This is a genomic window from Spirillospora sp. NPDC029432, assembly GCF_040703975.1.
Classification (GTDB): Bacteria; Actinomycetota; Actinomycetes; order Streptosporangiales; family Streptosporangiaceae; genus Spirillospora.
The window spans coordinates 45,156-66,034 of record NZ_JBEZWH010000027.1 but is presented as its reverse complement, the minus strand read 5'-3'; the positions used below and the strand labels follow the sequence as shown (position 1 = coordinate 66,034).

Here is a 20,879-nt window from a genome sequence, read left to right as displayed (position 1 = left end):
AGGGGGCATGGCGTCATCACGCTGCCCCCGACAGGGCCAGGTGGTGACGCGGCCCCGCCGAGGGCTCCCCCGAACCGCGGACGATCAGCGTCCGCGCACGCACTTGTCGTAGAGGTCCAGCAGCCTGGTGCCGGGGTCGTACGACTCCTTGAGCCGCCGGTAGGTCTCCCCGTCGTAGTACCGCCAGAACTCGTCACGGCTGTAAAAAGCAGTCGAATAGAGGGACTTGTGCCCGTCAAGGGCCGCGACCTGACGCTCGATGAGCCGGTTGTGGTACTCGGGGATCTGCCCCGGAGGAATCCGCACCGTGCCCCAGAATCCGGCGTTCACGTAAGTGCGGCCGGGCTCGAGCGGGTAGAGCGGCCAGCGCTCGCGGGCGCGCAGCGGGCACAGCCAGATGGGGCTCATCCCCACCTTGTCGTGGAAGAAGTCCAGGAACTCGGGCAGCCGCTCGACCGGCACCTCGATGTCCTGGATGACGTCCTCGCGGGGGCGCTGCCCGCGCCACCGGTCGACCCGCGCGACCAGCTGGTAGCGCCGGTCGTAGGCGACGAGCCTCCGGTAGACGTCCGACCGCTTGGCCTTGTCCGGCCACAGCCGCCGGACGACCGGGTTCTGGACGCCGAACGCGCCGGAGCACCAGAACCAGTCGGTGTCCCAGCGCCAGATGTAGTCGCGCACGGTCAGGAAGTCGGTCGACCGCCGCTGGATCGACCGGTAGTAGATCTCCTGGCCGGTGTAGTCGGAGGTGTACGGCGCCTCGTCGTCGAACATCCCGATGGTGATGTACTGCTCGCCGGCGCTGAAGACGGTGCCGTCGAGGAAGTCGACGGTGTCGCCCTCGTACCGGCCGGTCTCGGTGATCTCGGCCATCGCCTCGGCGAGCGCGCCGGCGTCGGTGAAGCGCAGGTGGCGCAGGCGCACGTACGGCTTCACCGGGATCAGGCGGATCTTCAGGCGGACGGCGTAGCCGAGCGTCCCGTAGCTGTTGGGGAACCCGTAGAACAGGTCCTTGTGCTCGTTGTCGGGGGTGGCGGTGACGATCCGCCCGTCCCCGGTGAGCACGTCCATCTCCAGGACCGCCTCGTGCGGCAGGCCGAGGCGGAACGAGGTGGACTCGATCCCGAGCCCGGTCACGGCGCCGCCGAGCGTGATCGTCTTCAGCTGCGGCACGACCGTCGGCATCAGCCCGTGCGGCAGTGTCGCGTCGACCAGGTCCTCGTAGGTGGTCATGCCCTGCACCTCGGCGGTACGGGCCTCGGGGTCCACGTTCAGCACGCGGTCGAACCCGGACACGTCGAGCCCCGGCGCCGCCGAGGGGTCCCGCCAGCGGAACAGGTTGGAGGTGCGCTTGGCCAGCCGTACCGGCGCGCCCTCCGGGATCGACTCGTACGACCTGCGCAGCGCCTCCACGGCCCGCTCGTGATCGCCCTTGACCAGAAGCTCCGTCATCTACCCCTCCCGGCCCCAGTAAATCGAGGATCGCATGTATGTTCCACATATTTAGGGCGAGAGGGTGATCACAGGGACGTAAGGGAATAAAGCCCCAGCCCGGGCATGGCGGGCACCGTCCCCTCCCTCCCACCGGCCCGCTCTAACGCTTCCCCCGAACCGCCCCCGCGACACCTGCCGATCCCCGTCCCCGGACGGGTTCGATCACTTCACCAGGCGCAGGATCCACGGGTAGCGGAACCGCTCCCCGGTCAGCCCCACCACGGCCGCCACCGCCGCCACCCCCCACGCGACCGCGTACACGACACTGCCCAGCCCGAACGTCACGATCGTCAGCAGCAGCAGCGTCAGCTGGAAGTTGACGGCCTCGGCCGCGTGCCGCCGCACGTACGCCGACCGCTTCCCGCTCGTCAGCATCAGCACCAGCGGCCCGAGGAACAGCGTCGGCACCCCCAGCCCGTGCGCGAGCGCCGCCAGCACCCGGTCCTCCCCCGTGGCCGGCGCGTCCGGCCCGGCGAGCCCGGCCGGACCCGCGCGACCGGCCGGACCCGCGCCCAGGTCCCGCGTCACCGCGTCGAGATCCCCACGCGTCTTGGACGTCATCGCCAGGTGCATCCGCACGTCGAACTCGGAATGCTCCAGGCGGCCCTCCGCGTACGCCTCCTGAAGCCGTTCCACGACCGCCTCGCGCTCCGCGTCGGAAACCCGTAGTTCCGGCGCCGCATATCCGCTATTCATGCGTCAATGCTCGCTCATCCGCGGGTCCCGCCGCCATCCGGGAAACCCCCGGATCAACCCTGAGAACCCGACCCGCCCGAGGGACGATCCGACGGCGTGGCGGAGGGGCTCGGAGAAGGCTCCGGCGGCGTGAACTCGACGTATTTCTTACCGGGCGCGAGCGGCTTCCCGTACAGCTCGGAGACGGTCACGAACACGTACCCCTTGGCCGCCAGCCGCTTGATGATCGCCGGTACCGCGTCGACGGTCGTCCCGTGGATGTCGTGCATCAGCACGATGGTGCCATTGCGCGTACCGCCGACGACCTTGCGCTCGACCCGCCCGCTGTCGCGGACCTGCCAGTCCAGCGGGTCGACCGTCCACAGCACCTGCGCGAGCCCCAGCCGCTTCGTGACCGCCGCGACCTGCCTGTCCGTCGACCCGTACGGCGGCCTCATCAGGACGGGCGTCACCCCGGCGGCCCGCTGGATCGCGTGCTGCGTCCGTTCCAGCTCGGCGGCCACCTTCGCCTGCGACGACCGGCCGAGATCGGCGTGCGAGTAGCTGTGGTTGGCCAGCTCGTGCCCCTCGGCGGCCTCCCGCCGCACCAGCTCCGGGTACTCCTCGACGTTGCGCCCGACCAGGAAGAACGTCGCCTTCACCTTGTCGCGGGCCAGCAGGTCCAGCAGCCTCGACGTGCTGGTCATCGGCCCGTCGTCGAAGGTCAGCGCGACGCACTTGGCCTTCCGGCAGTCGACCGGCGGCGGCTTGGGGGTGGGTGTGGGAGTGGGGGTGGGCGTCGGCTTCGGCCGGGCCTTCGGAGCGGCGACCGTCCGGGCCGGCGGGCGCTCGGCCGGACGCGCCGCCGCGGCGCTCGTCGCCGGCGCCAGCGTGCTCAGCCAGCCGCAGACGGCGACCCCCGCAGCCACCGCCGCCCACTTCCGCGTCACGATGGCACCGCGCGTCATGAAACTCCCTTACGGGCTCCCCGATGATCAGTCCGATCGGACAGTGTAGAGCCCGCGACTCCCGGTGGCCCGGCGAATTGCCGTGAAATCGGGAACCCCATTCCGCTGGACAGTCGTTATTGTCATACGCGCCCAGTGTCTCCGGAGCCGTTCCGGAGCGGCATCAGACGACGGGACAGGCCGGATGAGGTTCCGGGACCGATTCGGGATACGCAAAAACCGGGGTTCCACGGTGACCCGGCTCGACCGGGAGGCCACCGACGACGACATCAAGGCACTGATCGCCTTCGCGCGCAGCCGCCAGGGCGTGGAGTTCTACGTCGAGCCCGAGACGTTCGCCACCGACACCACCGCGGTCGCCGTCGCCCACGACGGCGAATGGACCCGCCGCCGCGTCGGCGCCCCCCAGGTCATCGGCAAGGTCGCCCGCGACCTCGGCCTGCCGGTCTACGACGTCCAGATCGTCGGCTACCCGGCCCGCATGCGCGCCTGGAACGAGCGCAACCGCGACCGCCGGATCGACCCCGGCTCCCCCGGCGAGGCCGTCCGCTCCTGAGACCCCGCGTCCACTACCGGCCACCCTTCCCCTCCCAGCCCTTCGCGATCCGCGAATTGACCTCGATCAAACTTGAGGTTCTAGCGTTCCCGGTGTCATCGACGAAGGGAACCGAATCATGAAGGCTGCCGCGTTCACCGCACCGGGCGGGCCCGAGGTCCTGCGGCTGATGGACGTCCCGGACCCGCAGGCCGGGCCGGGCGAGGTCCGCGTCCGGGTCAGGGCCGCCGGCGTCCAGCCGTACGACGTGGCGATCCGCGAGGGCTGGACGCCGCCCGGCACCCCCGAGGGCTTCCCCCGCATCCCGGGCAACGAGTTCGCGGGCGTGATCGACCAGGTCGGCGACGGCGCCGGGCTCGCCCTAGGGGCCGAGGTGGTCGGCTTCACCCGGCTCACCGCGTACGCCGAGTACGCCGTCGTCCCGGCCGATCAGGTCACACCGAAGCCCGCGAGCATGCCCTGGGAGGTCGCGGGCGGGTTCCCGGCCGCCGTGATGACCCCGCACATCGCCCTGGAGGAGATGGCCGTCGGCCCGGGCGACACCGTCCTCATCCACGCGGCGGCCGGCGGCGTGGGCACGGTCGCCGTCCAGCTCGCGCGCATCGTCGGCGCGACGGTCGTCGGCACCGCGAGCGAGGCCAACCACGAGTACCTGCGTTCCCTCGGTGCGATCCCGGTCGCGTACGGCGAGGGCCTGGCAGGCCGCGTCCGCGCCGCCGCGCCCGGCGGCGTCGACGCCGCCCTCGACGGCGCCGGCGGCGACGCCCTGCAGGTCTCCCTCGAACTCGTCAAGGACCGCGACCGCATCATCACGCTCGTCGAGCACGAGCGCGCCGCCGAGCTCGGCGTCCGCGTCACGCCGTTCAAGCGCTCCGCGGCGCGCCTCGCCGAGGCCGCCCGCCACTACGAGGAGGGCCGCCTCCGGCTCCACGTCCGCAACGCCTACCCCCTCTCCCGCGCCGCCGACGCCCACCGCGAGGCGGCCACCGGCCACGGCCGAGGCAAGATCGTTCTCCTCATGGACTGACCCGGAGGCGAGCCCGCCGCACGGACCCGGCAGGGAGCCCCCGGCCCCGAGCGGATGGACGGGTCACGGCGATCGCCCCGGCTAAGGAAGGCCCACGCCGCCGGCGCCGCACCGACCGCACCTGCCCCAGATCACTTTCACTCCTTTCTCAGCCGCGACGGTTTCCCTTGTCCGGCTGGTCTTGATTCGGACCGAACCCCTCCGGCACTTCGGAATCGCCCCGCGAATGGCGCCCCGACTTGAACGGCACCGCGTAGGCGGCCGCCGCAGTGCCGTGCTCTGGAGCGCGGCGGAGGGGCGTGGGGAGGGTCGTACGGGTGGGGTGGGCTATGGGTCTTCTTGGGCGGCGTAGATGTCGGAGAGTTCTTCTGGGGTCATGCGTAGGCGGGGGTCGTCGGGTGGGATGCCGGCGGCGATGACGGCCTGGAGGAGGATCGCCATGGAGTAGTCGGGGTCGGCCCGGTCGAGGGCGATGTTGGCGAGGCCGCCGTCGCCGGCGGCATACGCGGCGCGGGCCAGGAGGCAGGCCGGGGCGGCGGCGTACGGCTCCTCGACGTGGCGGAGGACGGTGCGCCAGAAGGCGATGTCGGCGGACGGGTCGTCGAGATCGATGCGGACGAAGGCCTCGTCGCGGATGCGGAGGTCGGTGAGCAGGACGCCCAGCCACGCGATCTCCTCGTAGGCGGGGGACGGTGCGCGGCGCAGGCGGTGGAGGAGGGCGAGGGCCTCGTCGCGGAGGGCCGCGGGGTCCTGGGAGCGGAGGCGCCGTTCCGCCTGGAGGGTCGCGCGGCGCATGGAGTCGCGGGCGGGGCCCTGGAGGGGAGCGACCGTGCTCGCGAGTTCGGAACGGCCGGGAAGGGCGACCCTGCCGGCGAGGGTGGCCTCGGCCGCGACGACGCTGGAGGCGATGTCGTACGGCGTGCCGCCGGGCGGGCAGCAGTCGGGGACGTCGCAGACGAGCGACCACCAGCGGCCGTCGGCGACGCGGGCGGCGTCCACGATCTCGAGGGGCAGGGTGTCGCGGATGGCGGCGAAGGCCGGCTCGACGCGGTGGCGGGCGCCGTACCCGAGGACGAGGGCACGGTGGAGACCGCCGCCGCCGAGGACCCCGGCGGCATGCCCGGCGGTACGGGCGTGCGCGGCCGGGTCGTCCAGGGGCGGTAAGTCCACGCGGACGGCGCAGGTGTGGTGCGGGCCGCCGAAGCCGATCACGATCATGCTGTCGGCGGGGTGGAAGCCCAGCAGGTAGGGGACGGCGGCGATGGCGTCGGGAATGGACCGGATCCGCATCGGGGTCCGGTGGGAGGTCTCCGTCATGCCATCGACTGTCGCCGGGCGGGTGACCTCCTCGTAAGGGGTGCCGGCAACTGTGGATAACCGCGGCGGATCTACTTCATGAACGTGTCGATGTTCTCGATCTGCCAGCGGTCGTTCCGGTGGACGGCGCCCACGGAGAACATCGCGGCCGAGTAGGCGGTCTGGTTCTTGTCGGTACGGGTGCTCCGCTGGTCGGCGAAGACGAGGAGGCGCGCGCGGTCGCCGGACAGCATGCGCACGCCGCTGTCGGTGACCGTGGTGGTGAGCACCAGCTTCTGCTCGGGCGCCTGCTTCCGCACCATGGCGATCATCTCGTTGTACTGCTGGACGGCCTTGCCCGTCAGGAGCGTCTGCGCGGCGCGTTCGGTCTTGCCGACGTCGGTGTAGTTGTACGAGAAGACCGTGTTGACGATGTCCTGGACCTCGCCCTTGAGCTCGCTCGTACGGGCGTTGTCGGTCAGCGCGACGTTCTCGGCCGTCGTGCCGCTCCTGAGCGTGTGCGCCTGGCGGGCCGACCAGGCGGCCAGGCCGCCCAGGAGGACCGTGACGACCGCCAGGACGATCGGGACGCGGGGGTGCCGCCAGAGGGCGCCGAACTTCTTCACGGGTCGTCCTTTCACCCCGCGCCTCCCACGGGGGCCTGGGACAGGGCGCTGAGCTTCCATCCGGTGGAGGTACGGGTGAGCTGCCCCATCAGCCGGGTCTTCTTGACGGCCGGTTCGCCCTTGGGCGGCGTCACCGTGATCTGCAGGCCGACGATCACGCTCGCCTTGCCTGCGTGCTGGTCGAGTTCGGTCACGGCCGCGTCCAGGACCTTCGCCGAGGTGATCGTCTGGGCCTTCCGGACGGCCTTCTCGAACTGCGGCCGCCCCTGGACGATCTCCTGGTACAGCTCGCTGGTCGAGGAGTCCTGCCACAGCTTCAGCCCTTGGTCGAGGGAGCGGTGGTCGAGGGTGTTGAGGTTCTGCACGGCCTGCTCGCCCGCCCGCAGCACCTCGTCGCGCTCGCGCGAGAAGCCGAGGGAGTCGTCGTGCGCCGCCGCGTACCAGGACCATCCGAACCATGCGGCGCACACGGCCGCGACGACCGCCAGCGCCATCGCCGCCTTGCGTTTCCCGTCCGGGGGCGCCGGTCGCTCGCCGGTCTTCGACTCCTCCTTCTTCTTCGTCTGTTTCTTCTCGCCGTCCTCGTCGTCCGGCTCCTTGCCGTCCTCCGCCGCCTTCTCGGCCTTCTCGCCTTCGTCGTCCGGCGGCTGCTCACCGTCGGCTTCCGGCTTCTCCTCGCTCGCGGACTCCTGCGGCCCCGGCTCGCTGGCGGCGGCCTTCTCCGGCTCCTCGGCCGCCGTGTCCTCGGGTTCCTTGGCCTCGGGTTCTCTGGCCTCGGGTCCCTTGGCCTCGGGTCCCTTGGCCTCGGGTTCCTTGGCCTCGGGTTCTCTGGCCTCCGGCTCCTTGACCTCGAGGTCCTTCTCAAAATCGGTCTTGCTCACGTGGTCACCTCATGTCGTCGTCAGCTCGACCGGATCTCGGTGATGCGCCACTGGCCGTCGCGGAGGCGGGCGGTGATCGCGAGCTGGGCGGCGGCGGTGCCGCCGGCCGGTTTGCCGTTGCGGGTGCTCACCTGGTCGAGGAAGACCAGGAGGTGGGCGGTGTCGCCGGACAGGCGGGTCACGCCGGCGCGGACGACGCGGGTGGTCAGGGTGAGCCGCTGGGCCGGGGCCTGCGCCTTCACCTGGCCGTACAGGGCGCGGTACTGGCCGGCGGCCTTGCCCTCCAGGAGTTGCGCGGCGGCCTTCTCGGTGGCGGCGACATCGCCGTGCTGGTACGAGAGCACCTTGACCAGCGCGTTGCTGACGTCCCCGACGGCCTTCGCGGTGGCCTCGGCGTCGACCAGGGCCCGGTTGGCGGACGGGGACGCGCCGCGCTGCTTCTCGGTGAACGCGAGAAGGCCCCCGGCGGCGAGGGCGACGATCACGGCGGCGGCCAGGACGAGCCGGTGCCGCGGGACCCTCCTCTTCGCGGCGGGCGGCGCCTCGACCTCGGCCTCGGCGGTGTCGGTGTCGGTGGTCACGGGGTCCTCCCTCACCGGGCGTTGGCCGGGAGCGCGGTCAGGGACTTGAGCTTCCAGCCGGCCGCGGTACGGGCCAGCGCGGCGTCGTAGCGCTTGCGCTCCACGGTCGGGGCGGCGCCGGGCCGGGTCACCTCGATGCGGACGGTGGCGATGACCCGGGCGGAGCCGGAGCGCCGGTCGAGCGCGGTCAGCGCGGCGTCGACGACCTTCCCGTTCGCCGTGGTGGCGGCCTTCTGGATCTTCTGCCTGCTCTCGGGCCGGGTGCGTTTCAGCTCGTCGTGCAGGGGGCCGGTGGAGGAGTCCAGCCAGCTCTGGAGGCCCTGGTCGACGCGCTTGGCGTCCATCGAGTTGAGGGCCGCGAGCTGGTTCTTCGCGGCGGTGACCGCCTGGTCGCGGTCGCGGGCCATGTCCTGGGGCTCGCCCTGCCGCATGTCCCAGAACGTCCAGCAGGACCAGGCCAGGAACGCGACGGACAGGGCGAGGAGGACGTACGGGACGCGCTTCATCGTTCCCCCCTCAAGCCGAGCAGGTCGGCCATATCGGGCTCGCGGGGTTCGACGCCGGGGAGGCCGAGCGCGCCGGGAAGGGCGGCGGCGCCGGCGGCGCCCAGCGAGCCGGGACGGGCGGGTACGGGAACGCCGCCCTTGGGGGCGTTGGCCGAGCCGCGCACGTTCACGCCGGACGAGGCGGGCATCGTGCAGCGGGCGCCGGTGTTGAGCGGCGGCGCGGCGGAGAGGTTGAGCCCGTTCCGATACGTGGTGCCGCCGTACCCGCGCATGCAGGGCAGCGGGTTGAAGAACGTGGTCGCCATCCCGAACCGGAGCGTGCCGTCGTCCTGGACGATCGTGGAGCCGGCGGCGACGACGCCGGGGAGGCGCACCATGAGCTCTTCCAGGCCGTCCACGCGGGTGACCGCGAGGTCGGAGACGGTGAGCAGGTTCGCGATGACGACGCTGAGGCTGGGATCGAGGTCGCGCAGCAGGCCCGTCACCTCGGTGGACGCCTGCGGCGCGACGGCGATCAGCTTGCGCAGGTCGGAGTCCGAGGTGCGCAGCTGCTCGGCCAGCAGCCGGGCGTTCCCGGCGAACGCCTTGAGCGCGGCGGCCTCCTGGTTCTGGGTGCGCAGGGCCAGCTCGCCGTCGCGGATGAGCGTGCTGGTGGGGTCGATGTTGGCGTCGGCGGCGCGGATGAACTCGTTCTGCGCGTCCATCAGCGCCTGGAGGTTCGGGCCCTGGCCGTTGAACGCGAGGTAGAACTCGTTCACGACGGTCTGGAGCGCGGTCGTGGGGACCGAGCGGGTGAAGTCGTTGGCCGCCTTGAGCAGGTCGGTGACCGGGGCCGGGGTGCTGGTGGTGGAGCGCGGGATCACGGCTCCGTCGCGCAGGTACGGCGCGCTGCTGTTGGCGGGGCGAAGGTCCACGTACTGCTCGCCGACGGCCGACAGGTTGGCGACGACGGCGCGCAGGTTCGCCGGGATCCGCGGCGCGGAGTCGTCGATCTTGAGGTCGGCGACGACGCCGTCGCCGGTGAGGTGCAGTTCGCCGACGCGGCCGACCGACACCCCCCGGTAGGTGATGTTGGAGCCGGGGAACAGCCCGCCGGTCTCGGCCAGTTCGAGCTTGGCGACGTAGTAGCCGCGCATGCCGACGAACCGGCCGAGGTCGGCGTACCTGGCGCCGATGAACGCGATCACCGACACCGAGATGACGACGAACGCCAGCGTCCTGATCCTGGTCGCGAGGGTCAGCATCAGCCGCCGCCTCCCGGGAGTTCGGGGAAGATCCCGCCGCCACCGCCGGAGGACGGCGGCGGGGCGCTCGGGCTCCGGCTCGGGGTGCCGGAGGGCGTGCCCGGCGCGACCGGCGGCTGGACGACCTCGGGCGTGTCGACCGGCGGCAGCGGCAGCGTCGGAGTGTCGCGCACCTCGGTCGTCCGCTTCTTCTTCGCCGTGGGCGGCGCCTCCTCGTCGATCAGCGGGATGATCTTCGTGCCGGGCACCGCGGCCACCGACAGGTACACGTTCAGGTAGTCGCCCTTGACGGCGTTCATCACCTCGTCCGTGAACGGGTAGGTGAACAGCACTTCGAGGGACTTGGGCAGGTCCTCGCCCGCGTCGGCGAGCTTCTTGAGCGTGGGGGCCAGCGCGCGCAGGTCGGCGACCATGTCGTCCTTGGAGGCGTTGATGGTGCGTACCGCGACGTCCGACAGGTCCTCGAACTGCCGCAGCATGGTGATCAGGGCGCCGCGCTGCTCCTCCAGGACCTTCATGCCCGGGCTGAGGTCGCTCAGCACGGTCCCGAGCTTCTGCTTGCGGGCGGCCAGGGTGGCGGAGAGCCGGTTGAGGCCGTCGAGCGCCGCGACGATGTTCCCCTTGTTGGAGTCGAGGCTCGCGGTCAGCTCGTTGATGCGTTTCAGGACCGACTTGATCTCGGGTTCGTTGCCGCTGAGCGCGTTGTTGAGCTCGCGGGCGATGGTCCGCATCTGTGGGAGGCCGCCGCCGTTCAGCAGCAGCGACAGCGCGCCGAACACCTCCTCCACCTCCACGTTGCGGTTCGTGCGGGAGGCGGGGATGTTGGCGCCGTCCGCGAGCGTCCCGGTGGCGCCGGCGGGCGGCGCGGCGAGCTGGATGTACTTCTCGCCCAGCAGGCTGGACTGCTCCAGGCGCGCGGTCGCGTTGGCGGGCAGCCTCACGCTCCCGTTGACCAGGAGGGTGACGCGCGCCGTCCAGCCGTTGAGCGGCAGCGACACCTTGGAGACCCGGCCGACCGCGACGTCGTTCACCTTCACCGCGGCCTGCGGGACGAGGTCGAGCACGTTGGCGAACTCGGCGGTGACCGTGTACGGGTCGTCGCCGAGATCGGCGCCGCCGGGCAGCGGGAGGTCCTGGACGCCGGTGAACCCGCCGCCGCAGCCGCTGAGGAACGCGGCGCTCGCGGTGGCCAGCGCCGCCACGCGGGTCTTCATCGGCCGCCCCCCTTGCTGCCCTTGCCGCCGCCCTGGTTCCCGTACGTGTCGCCCACGGCCGGCAGCGGCATCGGCGGCAGGATCCCGGTGGCCCCCTCCGGTACGGGGGTCATGCTCCCGGCCCGCTGCTTCTCGCATAGGGCCTTCGTGGTCTCGCTTGCCGCGGCGGAGGCGCACACCGGGCTGGCGGTGCCCTGGCCGAGTGCCGCCAGCGCCGAGCCGGCCGCCGACGCGCCGCTGATCGGGCCCATGCTGATCTCGTTCAGGTTGCCGCGTCCCATCAGCGTGCGGGTGGCCGGGTCGTAGGCGTTGAGGAAGTTCGTCGCGGTCAGCGGCAGGGTGTCGAACGCCTCCGCGAGCGAGGCGCGCTGGTTCACCAGGACCTGGGTGAGGGACGCGAGCTTGTCGACGTCCTTCTTCAGCAGCGCCCGGTTGTCGCGGATGAAGGTGCGGACCTGGCCGAGCGCGATCGCCAGCTCGCGGAGCGCGGCGCCCAGCTCGTCGCGGTCGGCGGCGAGGAACCCGGTCACGTCCGCCAGCTGCCGTTCGGCCTGCCGCACCTGCGCGTCGTTGTTCTTGATCATCGTCGTGAACTTCTGCAGGTTGGCGATCGTGGCGAACAGGTCGCCGCTGTTGCCGGCCAGCGTCCGGCTGGCCTGCCCGAGCTGCGCGATCGTGTCGTTGAACGCCTCGCCGTTGCCGTTGAGGTTCTCGGCGCCGACCTGGAGGGCGCGCGAGAGGGCGCCGTTGGAGTTGGCGCCCTTCGGGCCGAGGTCGCCGGTGATCCGCTTGAGGCTGTCGTAGAGCTGGTCCAGCTCGACCGGCGTCGCCGTCCGGTTCACGTCGATCGGGACGCTCGGGTCGTACTTGGGGCCGCCCTGGTACGCCGGCGTCAGCTGGATGTAGCGGTCGGCGACGACGCTCGGCGCGACCACCACGGCCTTGACGTCGGCCGGGATCGGGGTGTCGTCGTCCAGCGTCAGCCGCGTCCGGACGCGGGTGCCGATCGGCGTGACCTCGTCGATCGTGCCGACCTTGACGCCGAGGATCCGCACGTCCGACCCCGGGTACACGCCGACCGCCGCGGCGAAGTACGCGGTGATCCGCCGTCCCGCCGGGCCGCCGGCGACCGCCGCGAGCGCGACCGCCATCAGGACCACGGCCATGATGAGCGCGATCACGGTGCGGCGGCGCTCCCGCCACGTCCCGCCGCGCATCGCGTTGTCGATCGTCATCGCCCTGAGCTTCACCGGCCCGCCCCCGTCCCCGCGGCGCCGCCGCCCGGCCTGGGCGGCATGCAGCCGTTCTCCGGCGGCGTGTTCGGCGCCTGGTACTCCTTGGGCACGACGCCGCACAGGTAGCCGTCCATCCAGCGGCCGTTGCCGAGCGCGTTGCCCAGGAGCCGGTTGTACGGTCCCGCCACCGCGAGCGCGCGGTTCAGGTTGTCCTGGTTGCGCTGGAGCACGTCGGTGATGCGGTCGAGCGCCTGGAGGGTCGGCTGGAGCTGCCGCTCGTTGTCGGAGACGAGCCCGGACAGCTGGCGGGCGAGCGCCTGCGAGCCGACCAGCAGCCCGTGGATGGCCTCGCGCCGCCGGCGCAGCTCGGCCAGCAGCAGGTTGCCGTCGCGCAGCAGCGCCTCGAACTCCGCGCTCTGCTCGGCCAGCACCCCGGTGACCTGCTTGGCGTTGGCGAGCAGCCGGGCCAGCTGGGCGTCCCGGGTGGAGATCGTCCGGGACAGCGCCGACAGGCCGTCCAGCGCCTTGCGCACGCTCGGCGCGGTGTTCTGGAACGTGTCGGCGATCGTGTCCAGGCTCTGCGCGAGCTGCACGGTGTCGAGCCGGTCGATGGTGCCCGAGAGGTCCTGGAACGCCTGGGTGACGTCGTACGGCGACACCGTCCGGCTGAGCGGGATGCGCCGGCCCGGGTCCTGCGCGGTCGGCCCGAGCGGATCGATCGCCAGGTACTTCGCGCCGAGCAGCGTCTTGATCATGATTCCGGCGGTGCTGGCGCTGCCGATCCAGGTGTCCCGGACCCGGAACGTGACCTTGACCTTGGCGCCGTCCAGCTCCACGTCCGTGACCTCGCCGACCTTGACGCCGGCGACCCGTACCTCGTCGTCGGGCCTGAGGCCGGCCGCCTCCCGGAAGTCGGCGGTGTACTTCGTGCCGCCGCCGATGACCGGCAGGTCGTCGGCGCGGTAGGCCAGCATGCCGAGCACCAGGATGATCGCCAGCCCGACGACGGCGACGCCGATGGGGTTGCGCTCCCTGATGGGCTTGCGCAGCCGGCCGCCGCGCGGCCTCTTCAGCGGCGGCAGCGCCGTCGCCGCCGGGCGGCCGGCCGGGGCCGGGCCCGGGGGTCCGTTCGTGCCGCTCATTCCCGGCCTCCACATCGTGTCACTTCGTCGTCTCCGATCGGGACGCCGGTGGGCGGCGGGCGGCCGTCGGTGTAGGTGGCGCCGGTGACGGTGGCCTGGCACATGTAGAGGTTGAGCCAGGACCCGTACGAGGCGAGCCGGGCGATGGTGGCGCTCTTGCCGGGCACCGTCCGCAGGAACCGCTCGATCTCGGGGCTCTCGTCGGCGAGCTCGTCCGACAGGCGGCCGAGCTGGCCGATGCTGTCCTTCAGCGGCGCGCGGCCCACCTGGAGCAGGTCGGCGGTGCTGTTGGTCAGCGCGGACATCGCGCCGATCGCCTCGCCGAGGGGCTTGCGGTCGGCGGCCAGCCCGGACGTCAGCCGGCGCAGCGTGACGATCAGGTCGGCGAGCTGGTCGCCGCGCGCGTTGATCGTCTCCAGCACCTCGTTGAGGTTGTCGATGACCTGGCCGATCACCTGGTCCTTGCCGGCCAGCGTGCTGGTCAGGGACGCGACCGTGCGCAGCAGCGAGTCCATCGTCGGCCCCTCGCCCTGGAGCACCTGGATGATCTCGCCCGCCAGCTGGTTGACGTCGGCGGGCGACAGCGCCTGGAACAGCGGCTGGAAGCCGTTGAACAGCTGCGTCAGGTTCAGCGCGGGCGTCGTGCGCTCCAGCGGGATCGTGCTCCCCCGCGCCATCGTCGCGCCCGGCGCGCCGGTGCCGCGGTCCAGCTCGATGTAGCGCTGGCCGACCAGGTTCAGGTACTTGATCGTGGCCTTGGTGGACGACGGCAGCCGGCGGCCGCGCTGCACGCTGAACTCCACCTGCGCCTGCCGCCGGTTCACCACCTCGATCTCGGTGACCTGCCCGACCCGCACGCCCGCGATCCGGATGCTGTCGCCCTCGATCAGCCCGGTCACGTCGCTGAACCGCGCCTTGTAGCGGTCGGCGTTGCCGACTCCGGTGTTGGCGATGCTGATCGCCAGCACGGCGGTGGCGGTGACGGTCACGACCACGAACAGGAACGACTTGACCAGCGGGCCGCCGAGGCCCTTGACGTTCATCCTCATCGGACGTTCACCTCCGCCCCCCGGTAGACCGGGCCGACCAGGACGCTGCTCCAGTCGGGGAGGTTCGACGGGACCTCCCGCAGGCCCGGGGCGAGCAGCTCGTTCACCAGCTGGTTCTCCTGCGGCGAGTTGGGCAGCCCGAGCGCGCCGGGCACGATGGCGACCGGGGTGACCCGGCCGGGCGGCGCGGCCCGCGGCGCGGTGCCGCCGGCGGGGTCGTACGGGAGCGGGTAGCAGCGCGGCCCGCCGCCCGCGGTGTAGCGCGGCGTGTCGCGGCCCGGGACGTAGCGGCCCTTGGACGGCACGGAGGTGATCTCGGCCCTGATGCCGGGCCGGTCGGTGCCCTTGCCGAGGGCCTTGTCCATCCTGGGCTTGAAGTCGTTCAGCATCGAGAACACGCAGGGGAACTCGGGCGAGTACCGCGCCAGCACCTCCAGCGGCGCCCGGCTGTGGTCCGCGAGGCGGATCATGTTGCCGGAGTTCTGCCGCAGGAACGTGGTGAGGTCCTGGGCGCCGCCGGTGACGGTGGAGTACAGGTCGCTGAGGTTGCGGCGCTGGTCGACGACCGTGCGGCTGGTCGCGCTGAAGTCGTACAGGGCGTCCAGGATGTCGGGCGTCGCCTCGCTGTAGTGGTGCGTGAACTCCACCAGCTCGCGGATGTTGCGGTTGAGGGCGGGCAGCTCGGGGTTGAACTTCTTCAGGTACGCGTCCAGCGTCACCAGCGTCTCGCCCAGCTCGTGCCCGCGCCCCTCCAGCGCCGTCGACATCGCGGTCAGCGTCGCCGACAGCTTCGCCGGCTGGACGGCGGTGAGCAGCGGCAGCGTGTTGTTGATGACCTCCTGCAGCTCGACCGCGTTGGCCGTGCGGTCCTCGCTGATGACGCTTCCCTCGCGGATCGGCGAGGGGGCCGGCGCCGCCGGCGCCAGCAGCGCCACGAACCGCTGCCCGAACAGCGTCGTCGGGAGCATCTGCGCGCTGACGTTCGCGGGGATGTGCCGGACCGACTCGGGCTTGAGCGCCAGCGTGAGGCGGGCGCCCGCGCCGTCGGCGCTGATCTCACGGACCTCGCCGACGACGACGCCGCGCACCTTGACGTCGGCGTGCCGGTGCATCTCGTTGCCCACCGACCCGGTCCGCAGCGTGACCATCGTGGCGTCGGTGAACCGCTTCTGGTAGATCGCGACGGCCAGCCACACCAGCAGCGCGGGGACGAGCAGGAACACCACGCCCTGCAGCCGCCGGGACAGTACCGCGATCGCGCTCTCGCTCTTGCCCTCGCCCATGCTCATCGCCCGCTCACCCCGCCACCTTCACCGTCGTGGTGGCGCCCCAGATCGCCAGGCTGAGGAAGAAGTCGGTGACGCTGATCAGCACGATCGCGGTACGGACCGCGCGGCCGACCGCGACACCGACGCCCGCCGGGCCGCCGGCCGCCCGGTAGCCGTAGTAGCAGTGCGCCAGGATCACCATCACGCTGAAGATCAGCACTTTCAGGAACGACAGGACCACGTCCGTCGGCGACAGGAACACGTTGAAGTAGTGGTCGTAGGTGCCGGCGGACTGCCCGTTCACCCAGATCGTGATCTGCCTGGACGCCAGGTACGACGACAGCAGCCCGATCCCGTACAGCGGGATGATCGCCACCGTGCCGGCGATGATCCGGGTGGTGACCAGGTACGGCATGGACGGGATGCCCATGCCCTCCAGCGCGTCGATCTCCTCGTTGATCCGCATCGCGCCGAGCTGGGCGGTGAAGCCCGCCCCGACCGTCGCCGACAGCGCCAGCCCGGCCACCAGCGGCGCGATCTCGCGGGTGTTGAAGTAGGCCGACACGAAGCCGGTGAACGCCGAGGTCCCGATCTGGTTGAGCGCCGCGTACCCCTGGAGGCCGACGACGACGCCGGTGAACAGCGTCATCGCGAACATGACGCCGACCGTCCCGCCGATCACCGCCAGGGCGCCGGAGCCGAACGCGACCTCGCCCAGCAGCCGCTGCACCTCCTTGAGGTAGCGGCGCAGGGCGCGCGGCGTCCACAGCAGCGCCCGCACGTAGAAGCCGAGCTGGTCGCCGGGCTGGTCGAGCCAGGCGAACCAGGACCCGGGCCGGCGGATCGCGGACCCGGGTCCGCGCATCAGTGAGCCGGTGGCCATCGCTCACGACCCCTTCGGCGGTACGACCTGCAGGTAGATCGCGGTCAGCACCAGGTTGACGAAGAACAGCAGCAGGAAGGTGATCACCACCGACTGGTTGACCGCGTCGCCGACGCCCTTGGGGCCGCCGCGCGGGTTGAGCCCCCGGTAGGCCGCCACGACGCCGGCGATGAAGCCGAACAGCAGCGCCTTGAACTCGCTGATGTACAGGTCGGGCAGTTGCGCGAGCGCGGAGAACGAGGCCAGGTACGCGCCCGGCGTGCCGCCCTGCATCACGACGTTGAAGAAGTAGCCGCCCATCACGCCGACGACCGAGACCAGGCCGTTCAGCAGCACCGCCACCAGCATCGCCGCCAGCACCCGCGGCACGATCAGCCGCTGGATCGGCGAGACGCCCATGACCTCCATCGCGTCCATCTCCTCGCGGATCGTCCGCGAGCCGATGTCGGCGCAGATCGCCGAGCCGCCGGCGCCGGAGATCAGCAGCGCCACGATGATCGGGCTGGCCTGCTGGATCACCGCGAGCACGCTGGCGCCGCCGGTGAACGACTGCGCGCCGAGCTGCTGCGCCAGCGACCCGACCTGGAGCGCGATCACCGCGCCGAACGGGATGGAGACCAGCGCGGTCGGCAGGATCGTCACCGACGCGATGAACCAGAACTGCTCCAGCAGCTCCCGCGCCTGGAACGGCCGCCGGAACATCTGGGTCAGCACGGTCGCGCCGAGCGCGAACAGCCGCCCGGTCTCGCGCAGCGCGCCCGCCCCGGGCACCGAGGAGGGGGGCGCGGTCATCGCGGCCCCCCGAACGCCGACGGCCCGAGGCCCGGCGGCGGCCCGAACCCGGGCTGCGCGCGGCGCTCGCGGGCCGGCGGCAGCAGACTGTTCAAGATCGCCTCCTGGGCCGCGGGGGGAAGCTGGGCGAGCATCGTCATCACGCGTTCGCGGCGGCGGTTCACGGCCTTGCGCTCCGGCATGCCGGGGCTGGGCTGGAGCTGCGGGACGATCTCCGGCACGTTCGCGGCCGGCAGCGCGAGCCGCTGCTCGGCGGCCAGCTCGGCGGCGTCCTTCTCCTCGCTCATCCCGATCGGCCCGTGCCGGTTGCCGCGCAGGAACTGCGCCACCACCGGCTCCTGGCTGGTCAGCAGCACCTCGCGCGGGCCGAACGTGACCAGGTCGCGGCGGAACAGCATGCCGATGTTGTCGGGCACCGTGGACGCGATCTCGATGTTGTGCGTGACGATCAGCATCGTGGTGTCGATCCGCGCGTTCAGATCGATGAGCAGCTGCGACAGGTAGGCCGTCCGGACGGGGTCGAGACCGGAGTCCGGCTCGTCGCAGAGGATGATCTGCGGGTCCAGCACCAGCGCCCGGGCCAGCCCGGCGCGCTTGCGCATCCCGCCGGAGATCTGGCCGGGCAGCTTGCGCTCCTGCCCGCCGAGCCCCACCATCTCCATCCGTTCCAGGACGATCCGGCGGATCTCCGTCTCCTTCTTGCGGGTGTGCTCGCGCAGCGGGAACGCGATGTTGTCGAACAGGTTCATCGACCCGAACAGCGCGCCGTCCTGGAACATCAGCCCGAACAGCTTGCGCGTCTCGTACACCTTGCGGTCCGGGTCGTTCACCATGTCGACGCCGTTGATCAGCACCCGGCCGCGCTCGGGCTTGAGCAGCCCGATCAGCGACTTCAGGAACACGGTCTTGCCGGTGCCGGACGGGCCCAGCATCACGCTCACCTCACCGGCCGGCAGCGTCAGCGACACGTCCCGCCAGATGGTCTGCCGGCCGAAGGACTTCGTGAGCCCCTCAACGACGACTTCAAGTCCCATTCGACAGAGCCCATTCCCGGAGCAGAACAGCGGAGATCTAGTGAAACCGGCCTGAATAGCGACCCTTATCCGCGTCGCGACGCCAGCCGCTACTGGCCGGTACGCTACTTGTGGCGAGCGCCACCACGCAAGCAATCCGAGCGAAACGAATTGGACCCCGGCGGAACGTTGTCATCGAATGACAACGACTACCGGAGGGTTTATCTACGAGTGCGCGTCCGGGCCCCGCAGGACCACATCTCTCCAGGTCACGGAACGGTATCAACAAACGGCGCGATGCCGTTAAATGCCTGGACGGAATTGGCGGAAGCCCGCGATGAATGGCAGTCGAATGCGGTCCGGCCGATATGGGGCGGGCCCGGCGGCGGAACGTTCCCGGCCGTACGCACGATCATTCCGAAACGGCGATACACGCGATCGCGAGCGCGCAGAGGCGGGCGGGCCCGCGCGTAAGCGCACGCAAGGACGTCCCCCGTCCCGCCGAACGCCGCTAACATGCCGGGCATGACCTTCTTCCACCTGCGTTAGCGATCCGCCGGCGAGGCGAGGAGCCCCCGCCGCCGGCGATGCGGGACCGGCGCACCGCCCGTCCCGGGTCCTGACGTGGGAGAAGAACGATCATGCGCATGGCGGCGCGTTGCGTCCGCGGGCTCGAGTCCCTGCTGGCCACCGAGATCCTGCGGCACGAGCTCGGCACGATCACCCGGATCGGCCACCGCGAGGTCCACTTCCGTACCGGTCTCCCGCCGGCCGAGGCCACCGCTCTCCGGACGGCCGACGACGTCTTCCGGCTCGTCGCCCAGGTCCCCGACCCCGGCCCCGCGAAGTCCGGTCTTCCCGGCCTGGCCGCGCTCGCCGCGAACCCCGGCCTCGACCTCGGCGACGGCGACGGCGGGCGCGCGGTGGCCGGGGTCGAGGTGTCGGCCTCGTTCCTGGGGCGGCGGAACTTCAACCGGCACGACGCCGAGGACGCCATGGGACGCGCCCTGTCCGAACGGCTCGGCGTCCCGTACCACTCCCGGCGGGACGGGTCCGCGCCGCCGCCGGGGTACGGCGCGTTCCGGCTCGCGCTGGACGGCGCCCGCGCCGGGCTGATGCTGCGCGTCGCGGACCGGCCGCTGCACCGCCGCGCGTACAAGCGGCGCACGATCCCGGGCACGCTGCATCCGCCGGTGGCCGCCGCGATGGCGGTGCTGGCGGAGATCCGGCCGGGGCACACCGTCCTGGACCCGTGCTGCGGCGCCGGGACGCCGCTCATCGAGGCCGCGCTCCTCCAGCCCGGGGCGCGCTGCCGAGGCTTCGACATCGCCCGCGAGGCCGTGGACGCGTCCCGCGCCAACGCGGAAGGGCTCGGGATCGAGTTCCGGCGGGGCGACGCGACCGCGCTGCCCCTGCCGGACGGGAGCGTCGATCGGGTGGTGAGCAATCCGCCGTGGGGCAGGCAGGTGGGGCGGCACGGGCATCTCCCGGGGTGGTGGCGGGAGGTGCGGCGCGTGCTCGCGCCCGGCGGGGCCGCCGTCGTCCTGACGCCCGACCCGGCCGACCTCACCGCGGCGATCCGTACCGGCCTGGCGCCCGTTCACCTCCAGCAGGTCAGGGTCTCCGGTACGCACTCCAGCCTCGTCCGCCTGAACCGCGAGGCCTGAGAGAAGGGTCTTGCCGAGTATTACTCGTCCACGTATATTCGTAGGCGAGTATTCGGGAGGAGGCGGGATGGCCGGCAAGCGCAAGGTCGACAACCTGCTGGCGCTCGCCGTGCTGGCCACGGTCCAGCAGCGGCCGATGCACCGGTACGAGATGGCGTCGATCATGCGGGCCCGCGACAAGGACCGGGACATGAACGTCAAGTGGGGCTCGCTCTACACCGTCGTCCAGAACCTGGAGAAGCACGGCTTCCTGGAGAACATCGGGAGCAGCCGGCAGGGCGCCCGCCCGGAACGCACGATCTACCGGATCACCGACGCCGGCCGGCGGGAGCTGGTCGACTGGACGCGGGAGCTGATCTCGACCCCGCGGCCGGAGCGGCCGGGGTTCGTGGCCGGGCTCTCGGTGCTGGCCGCGCTCCCGCCGCACGAGGCGACCGACCTGCTGCGGACCCGGCTCGGCCGGCTGGAGGAGACCATCGGGTCGCGGCGGGCGGTGCTCGCCGAGGCCGCCGCGGACGTCCCCCGGCTGTTCCTGATCGAGGACGAGTACGAGCTCGCGATGCTGGAGGCGGAGGCGTCCTGGGTCGGCTCGATGATCGAGGAGCTGGCGTCCGGCTCCCACCCCGACCTCGCCGCGTGGCGGTCCTGGCACGAGACCGGTGAGATGCCCGCGGAGATGAACGAGCTCTCGGAGAGGGGGGCCGTCCCGGACTGAGGCACCCCCGTACGAAGCCCGGTGGCGGTGCGGCAACACCGCCACCG

General features: G+C 71.7%; 21 protein-coding genes. 4 read left to right on the top strand and 17 right to left on the bottom strand.

Annotated features, from left to right (window positions below; all coding sequences use genetic code 11):
- Positions 1 to 84 precede the first annotated feature (84 nt).
- The 3 genes from AB0881_RS22050 to AB0881_RS22040 form a co-directional block, all read right to left on the bottom strand.
- Positions 85 to 1,452 (bottom strand): FAD-binding oxidoreductase, encoded by a 1,368-nt coding sequence (locus tag AB0881_RS22050; protein ID WP_366619322.1) that lies wholly within the window; start codon positions 1,450 to 1,452, stop codon positions 85 to 87.
- A 204-nt stretch (positions 1,453 to 1,656) separates the two neighbouring features.
- Entirely contained in the window at positions 1,657 to 2,190 is a 534-nt protein-coding gene (locus tag AB0881_RS22045) for a DUF1707 and DUF4870 domain-containing protein (protein ID WP_366619320.1), read from the bottom strand.
- A 53-nt stretch (positions 2,191 to 2,243) separates the two neighbouring features.
- Positions 2,244 to 3,137: a polysaccharide deacetylase family protein gene (locus tag AB0881_RS22040; RefSeq protein WP_366619318.1), complete on the bottom strand. Its 894-nt coding sequence runs from the start codon at positions 3,135 to 3,137 to the stop codon at positions 2,244 to 2,246.
- Positions 3,138 to 3,321: 184 nt separating this feature from the next.
- Here AB0881_RS22040 and AB0881_RS22035 point away from each other — a divergent pair, with 184 nt between their 5' ends.
- Both AB0881_RS22035 and AB0881_RS22030 read left to right on the top strand, forming a co-directional pair.
- Positions 3,322 to 3,693 carry a hypothetical protein gene (locus tag AB0881_RS22035; protein WP_366619315.1) on the top strand — a complete coding sequence of 124 codons (372 nt, stop codon included), beginning with the start codon at positions 3,322 to 3,324 and terminating at the stop codon, positions 3,691 to 3,693.
- Positions 3,694 to 3,811: 118 nt separating this feature from the next.
- Positions 3,812 to 4,720: an NADP-dependent oxidoreductase gene (locus tag AB0881_RS22030; RefSeq protein ID WP_366619313.1), complete on the top strand. Its 909-nt coding sequence runs from the start codon at positions 3,812 to 3,814 to the stop codon at positions 4,718 to 4,720.
- A gap of 327 nt (positions 4,721 to 5,047) precedes the next feature.
- On the opposite strand, the gene AB0881_RS22025 is transcribed toward AB0881_RS22030, so the two are convergent.
- From AB0881_RS22025 to AB0881_RS21960, 14 genes are all read right to left on the bottom strand, one after another.
- Positions 5,048 to 6,037 (bottom strand): DUF4192 domain-containing protein, encoded by a 990-nt coding sequence (locus tag AB0881_RS22025; protein WP_366619312.1) that lies wholly within the window; start codon positions 6,035 to 6,037, stop codon positions 5,048 to 5,050.
- Between the two features lie 71 nt (positions 6,038 to 6,108).
- Entirely contained in the window at positions 6,109 to 6,642 is a 534-nt protein-coding gene (locus AB0881_RS22020) for a hypothetical protein (protein ID WP_366619311.1), read from the bottom strand.
- An 11-nt stretch (positions 6,643 to 6,653) separates the two neighbouring features.
- Entirely contained in the window at positions 6,654 to 7,523 is an 870-nt protein-coding gene (locus AB0881_RS22015; RefSeq protein ID WP_366619309.1) for a hypothetical protein, read from the bottom strand.
- Between the two features lie 20 nt (positions 7,524 to 7,543).
- On the bottom strand, positions 7,544 to 8,104 hold the full coding sequence (locus AB0881_RS22010; protein WP_366619307.1) for a hypothetical protein: 561 nt from the start codon (positions 8,102 to 8,104) through the stop codon (positions 7,544 to 7,546).
- Between the two features lie 11 nt (positions 8,105 to 8,115).
- Entirely contained in the window at positions 8,116 to 8,610 is a 495-nt protein-coding gene (locus AB0881_RS22005) for a hypothetical protein (RefSeq protein ID WP_366619305.1), read from the bottom strand.
- Complete coding sequence (locus AB0881_RS22000; RefSeq protein ID WP_366619303.1) at positions 8,607 to 9,854, bottom strand: MlaD family protein; 1,248 nt, start codon at positions 9,852 to 9,854, stop codon at positions 8,607 to 8,609. Before AB0881_RS22000 ends, AB0881_RS22005 begins: the two co-directional genes overlap by 4 nt.
- Positions 9,854 to 11,068, bottom strand: a complete 1,215-nt coding sequence (locus AB0881_RS21995) for an MCE family protein (protein ID WP_366619301.1) — start codon at positions 11,066 to 11,068, stop codon at positions 9,854 to 9,856. The genes AB0881_RS22000 and AB0881_RS21995 overlap by 1 nt, the downstream gene beginning before the upstream one ends.
- A complete protein-coding gene (locus AB0881_RS21990; RefSeq protein WP_366619299.1) occupies positions 11,065 to 12,303 on the bottom strand; it encodes an MCE family protein in 1,239 nt (412 codons plus the stop codon). Before AB0881_RS21990 ends, AB0881_RS21995 begins: the two co-directional genes overlap by 4 nt.
- A gap of 11 nt (positions 12,304 to 12,314) precedes the next feature.
- Positions 12,315 to 13,445, bottom strand: a complete 1,131-nt coding sequence (locus tag AB0881_RS21985; protein ID WP_366619298.1) for an MCE family protein — start codon at positions 13,443 to 13,445, stop codon at positions 12,315 to 12,317.
- Positions 13,442 to 14,494 (bottom strand): MCE family protein, encoded by a 1,053-nt coding sequence (locus AB0881_RS21980; protein ID WP_366619296.1) that lies wholly within the window; start codon positions 14,492 to 14,494, stop codon positions 13,442 to 13,444. The genes AB0881_RS21985 and AB0881_RS21980 overlap by 4 nt, the downstream gene beginning before the upstream one ends.
- Positions 14,491 to 15,783, bottom strand: a complete 1,293-nt coding sequence (locus AB0881_RS21975) for an MCE family protein (protein ID WP_366619294.1) — start codon at positions 15,781 to 15,783, stop codon at positions 14,491 to 14,493. The genes AB0881_RS21980 and AB0881_RS21975 overlap by 4 nt, the downstream gene beginning before the upstream one ends.
- 7 nt (positions 15,784 to 15,790) lie before the next feature.
- On the bottom strand, positions 15,791 to 16,627 hold the full coding sequence (locus AB0881_RS21970) for an ABC transporter permease (protein ID WP_366619368.1): 837 nt from the start codon (positions 16,625 to 16,627) through the stop codon (positions 15,791 to 15,793).
- A 21-nt stretch (positions 16,628 to 16,648) separates the two neighbouring features.
- The gene (locus AB0881_RS21965; RefSeq protein ID WP_366619292.1) at positions 16,649 to 17,437 is read right to left on the bottom strand and encodes an ABC transporter permease; all 789 of its coding nucleotides are present in this window, start codon (positions 17,435 to 17,437) and stop codon (positions 16,649 to 16,651) included.
- The gene (locus AB0881_RS21960) at positions 17,434 to 18,471 is read right to left on the bottom strand and encodes an ATP-binding cassette domain-containing protein (protein WP_366619290.1); all 1,038 of its coding nucleotides are present in this window, start codon (positions 18,469 to 18,471) and stop codon (positions 17,434 to 17,436) included. Before AB0881_RS21960 ends, AB0881_RS21965 begins: the two co-directional genes overlap by 4 nt.
- 626 nt (positions 18,472 to 19,097) lie before the next feature.
- On the opposite strand from AB0881_RS21960, the gene AB0881_RS21955 reads away from it, so the two are divergent.
- Both AB0881_RS21955 and AB0881_RS21950 read left to right on the top strand, forming a co-directional pair.
- Positions 19,098 to 20,117, top strand: coding sequence for a methyltransferase domain-containing protein (locus tag AB0881_RS21955; RefSeq protein WP_366619288.1), 1,020 nt, complete (start codon positions 19,098 to 19,100; stop codon positions 20,115 to 20,117).
- Positions 20,118 to 20,184: 67 nt separating this feature from the next.
- On the top strand, positions 20,185 to 20,832 hold the full coding sequence (locus AB0881_RS21950) for a PadR family transcriptional regulator (RefSeq protein WP_366619286.1): 648 nt from the start codon (positions 20,185 to 20,187) through the stop codon (positions 20,830 to 20,832).
- Positions 20,833 to 20,879: the final 47 nt, after the last annotated feature.

Coding starts and splice junctions, on each gene's coding strand:
- AB0881_RS22050 (WP_366619322.1), bottom strand. CDS start 1,452: ATGACGGAGCTTCTGGTCAAGGGCGATCACGAGCGGGCCGTGGAGGCG.
- AB0881_RS22045 (WP_366619320.1), bottom strand. CDS start 2,190: ATGAATAGCGGATATGCGGCGCCGGAACTACGGGTTTCCGACGCGGAG.
- AB0881_RS22040 (WP_366619318.1), bottom strand. CDS start 3,137: ATGACGCGCGGTGCCATCGTGACGCGGAAGTGGGCGGCGGTGGCTGCG.
- AB0881_RS22035 (WP_366619315.1), top strand. CDS start 3,322: ATGAGGTTCCGGGACCGATTCGGGATACGCAAAAACCGGGGTTCCACG.
- AB0881_RS22030 (WP_366619313.1), top strand. CDS start 3,812: ATGAAGGCTGCCGCGTTCACCGCACCGGGCGGGCCCGAGGTCCTGCGG.
- AB0881_RS22025 (WP_366619312.1), bottom strand. CDS start 6,037: ATGACGGAGACCTCCCACCGGACCCCGATGCGGATCCGGTCCATTCCC.
- AB0881_RS22005 (WP_366619305.1), bottom strand. CDS start 8,610: ATGAAGCGCGTCCCGTACGTCCTCCTCGCCCTGTCCGTCGCGTTCCTG.
- AB0881_RS22000 (WP_366619303.1), bottom strand. CDS start 9,854: ATGCTGACCCTCGCGACCAGGATCAGGACGCTGGCGTTCGTCGTCATC.
- AB0881_RS21995 (WP_366619301.1), bottom strand. CDS start 11,068: ATGAAGACCCGCGTGGCGGCGCTGGCCACCGCGAGCGCCGCGTTCCTC.
- AB0881_RS21990 (WP_366619299.1), bottom strand. CDS start 12,303: ATGACGATCGACAACGCGATGCGCGGCGGGACGTGGCGGGAGCGCCGC.
- AB0881_RS21985 (WP_366619298.1), bottom strand. CDS start 13,445: ATGAGCGGCACGAACGGACCCCCGGGCCCGGCCCCGGCCGGCCGCCCG.
- AB0881_RS21980 (WP_366619296.1), bottom strand. CDS start 14,494: ATGAGGATGAACGTCAAGGGCCTCGGCGGCCCGCTGGTCAAGTCGTTC.
- AB0881_RS21975 (WP_366619294.1), bottom strand. CDS start 15,783: ATGAGCATGGGCGAGGGCAAGAGCGAGAGCGCGATCGCGGTACTGTCC.
- AB0881_RS21970 (WP_366619368.1), bottom strand. CDS start 16,627: ATGCGCGGACCCGGGTCCGCGATCCGCCGGCCCGGGTCCTGGTTCGCC.
- AB0881_RS21965 (WP_366619292.1), bottom strand. CDS start 17,437: ATGACCGCGCCCCCCTCCTCGGTGCCCGGGGCGGGCGCGCTGCGCGAG.
- AB0881_RS21960 (WP_366619290.1), bottom strand. CDS start 18,471: ATGGGACTTGAAGTCGTCGTTGAGGGGCTCACGAAGTCCTTCGGCCGG.
- AB0881_RS21955 (WP_366619288.1), top strand. CDS start 19,098: ATGGCGGCGCGTTGCGTCCGCGGGCTCGAGTCCCTGCTGGCCACCGAG.
- AB0881_RS21950 (WP_366619286.1), top strand. CDS start 20,185: ATGGCCGGCAAGCGCAAGGTCGACAACCTGCTGGCGCTCGCCGTGCTG.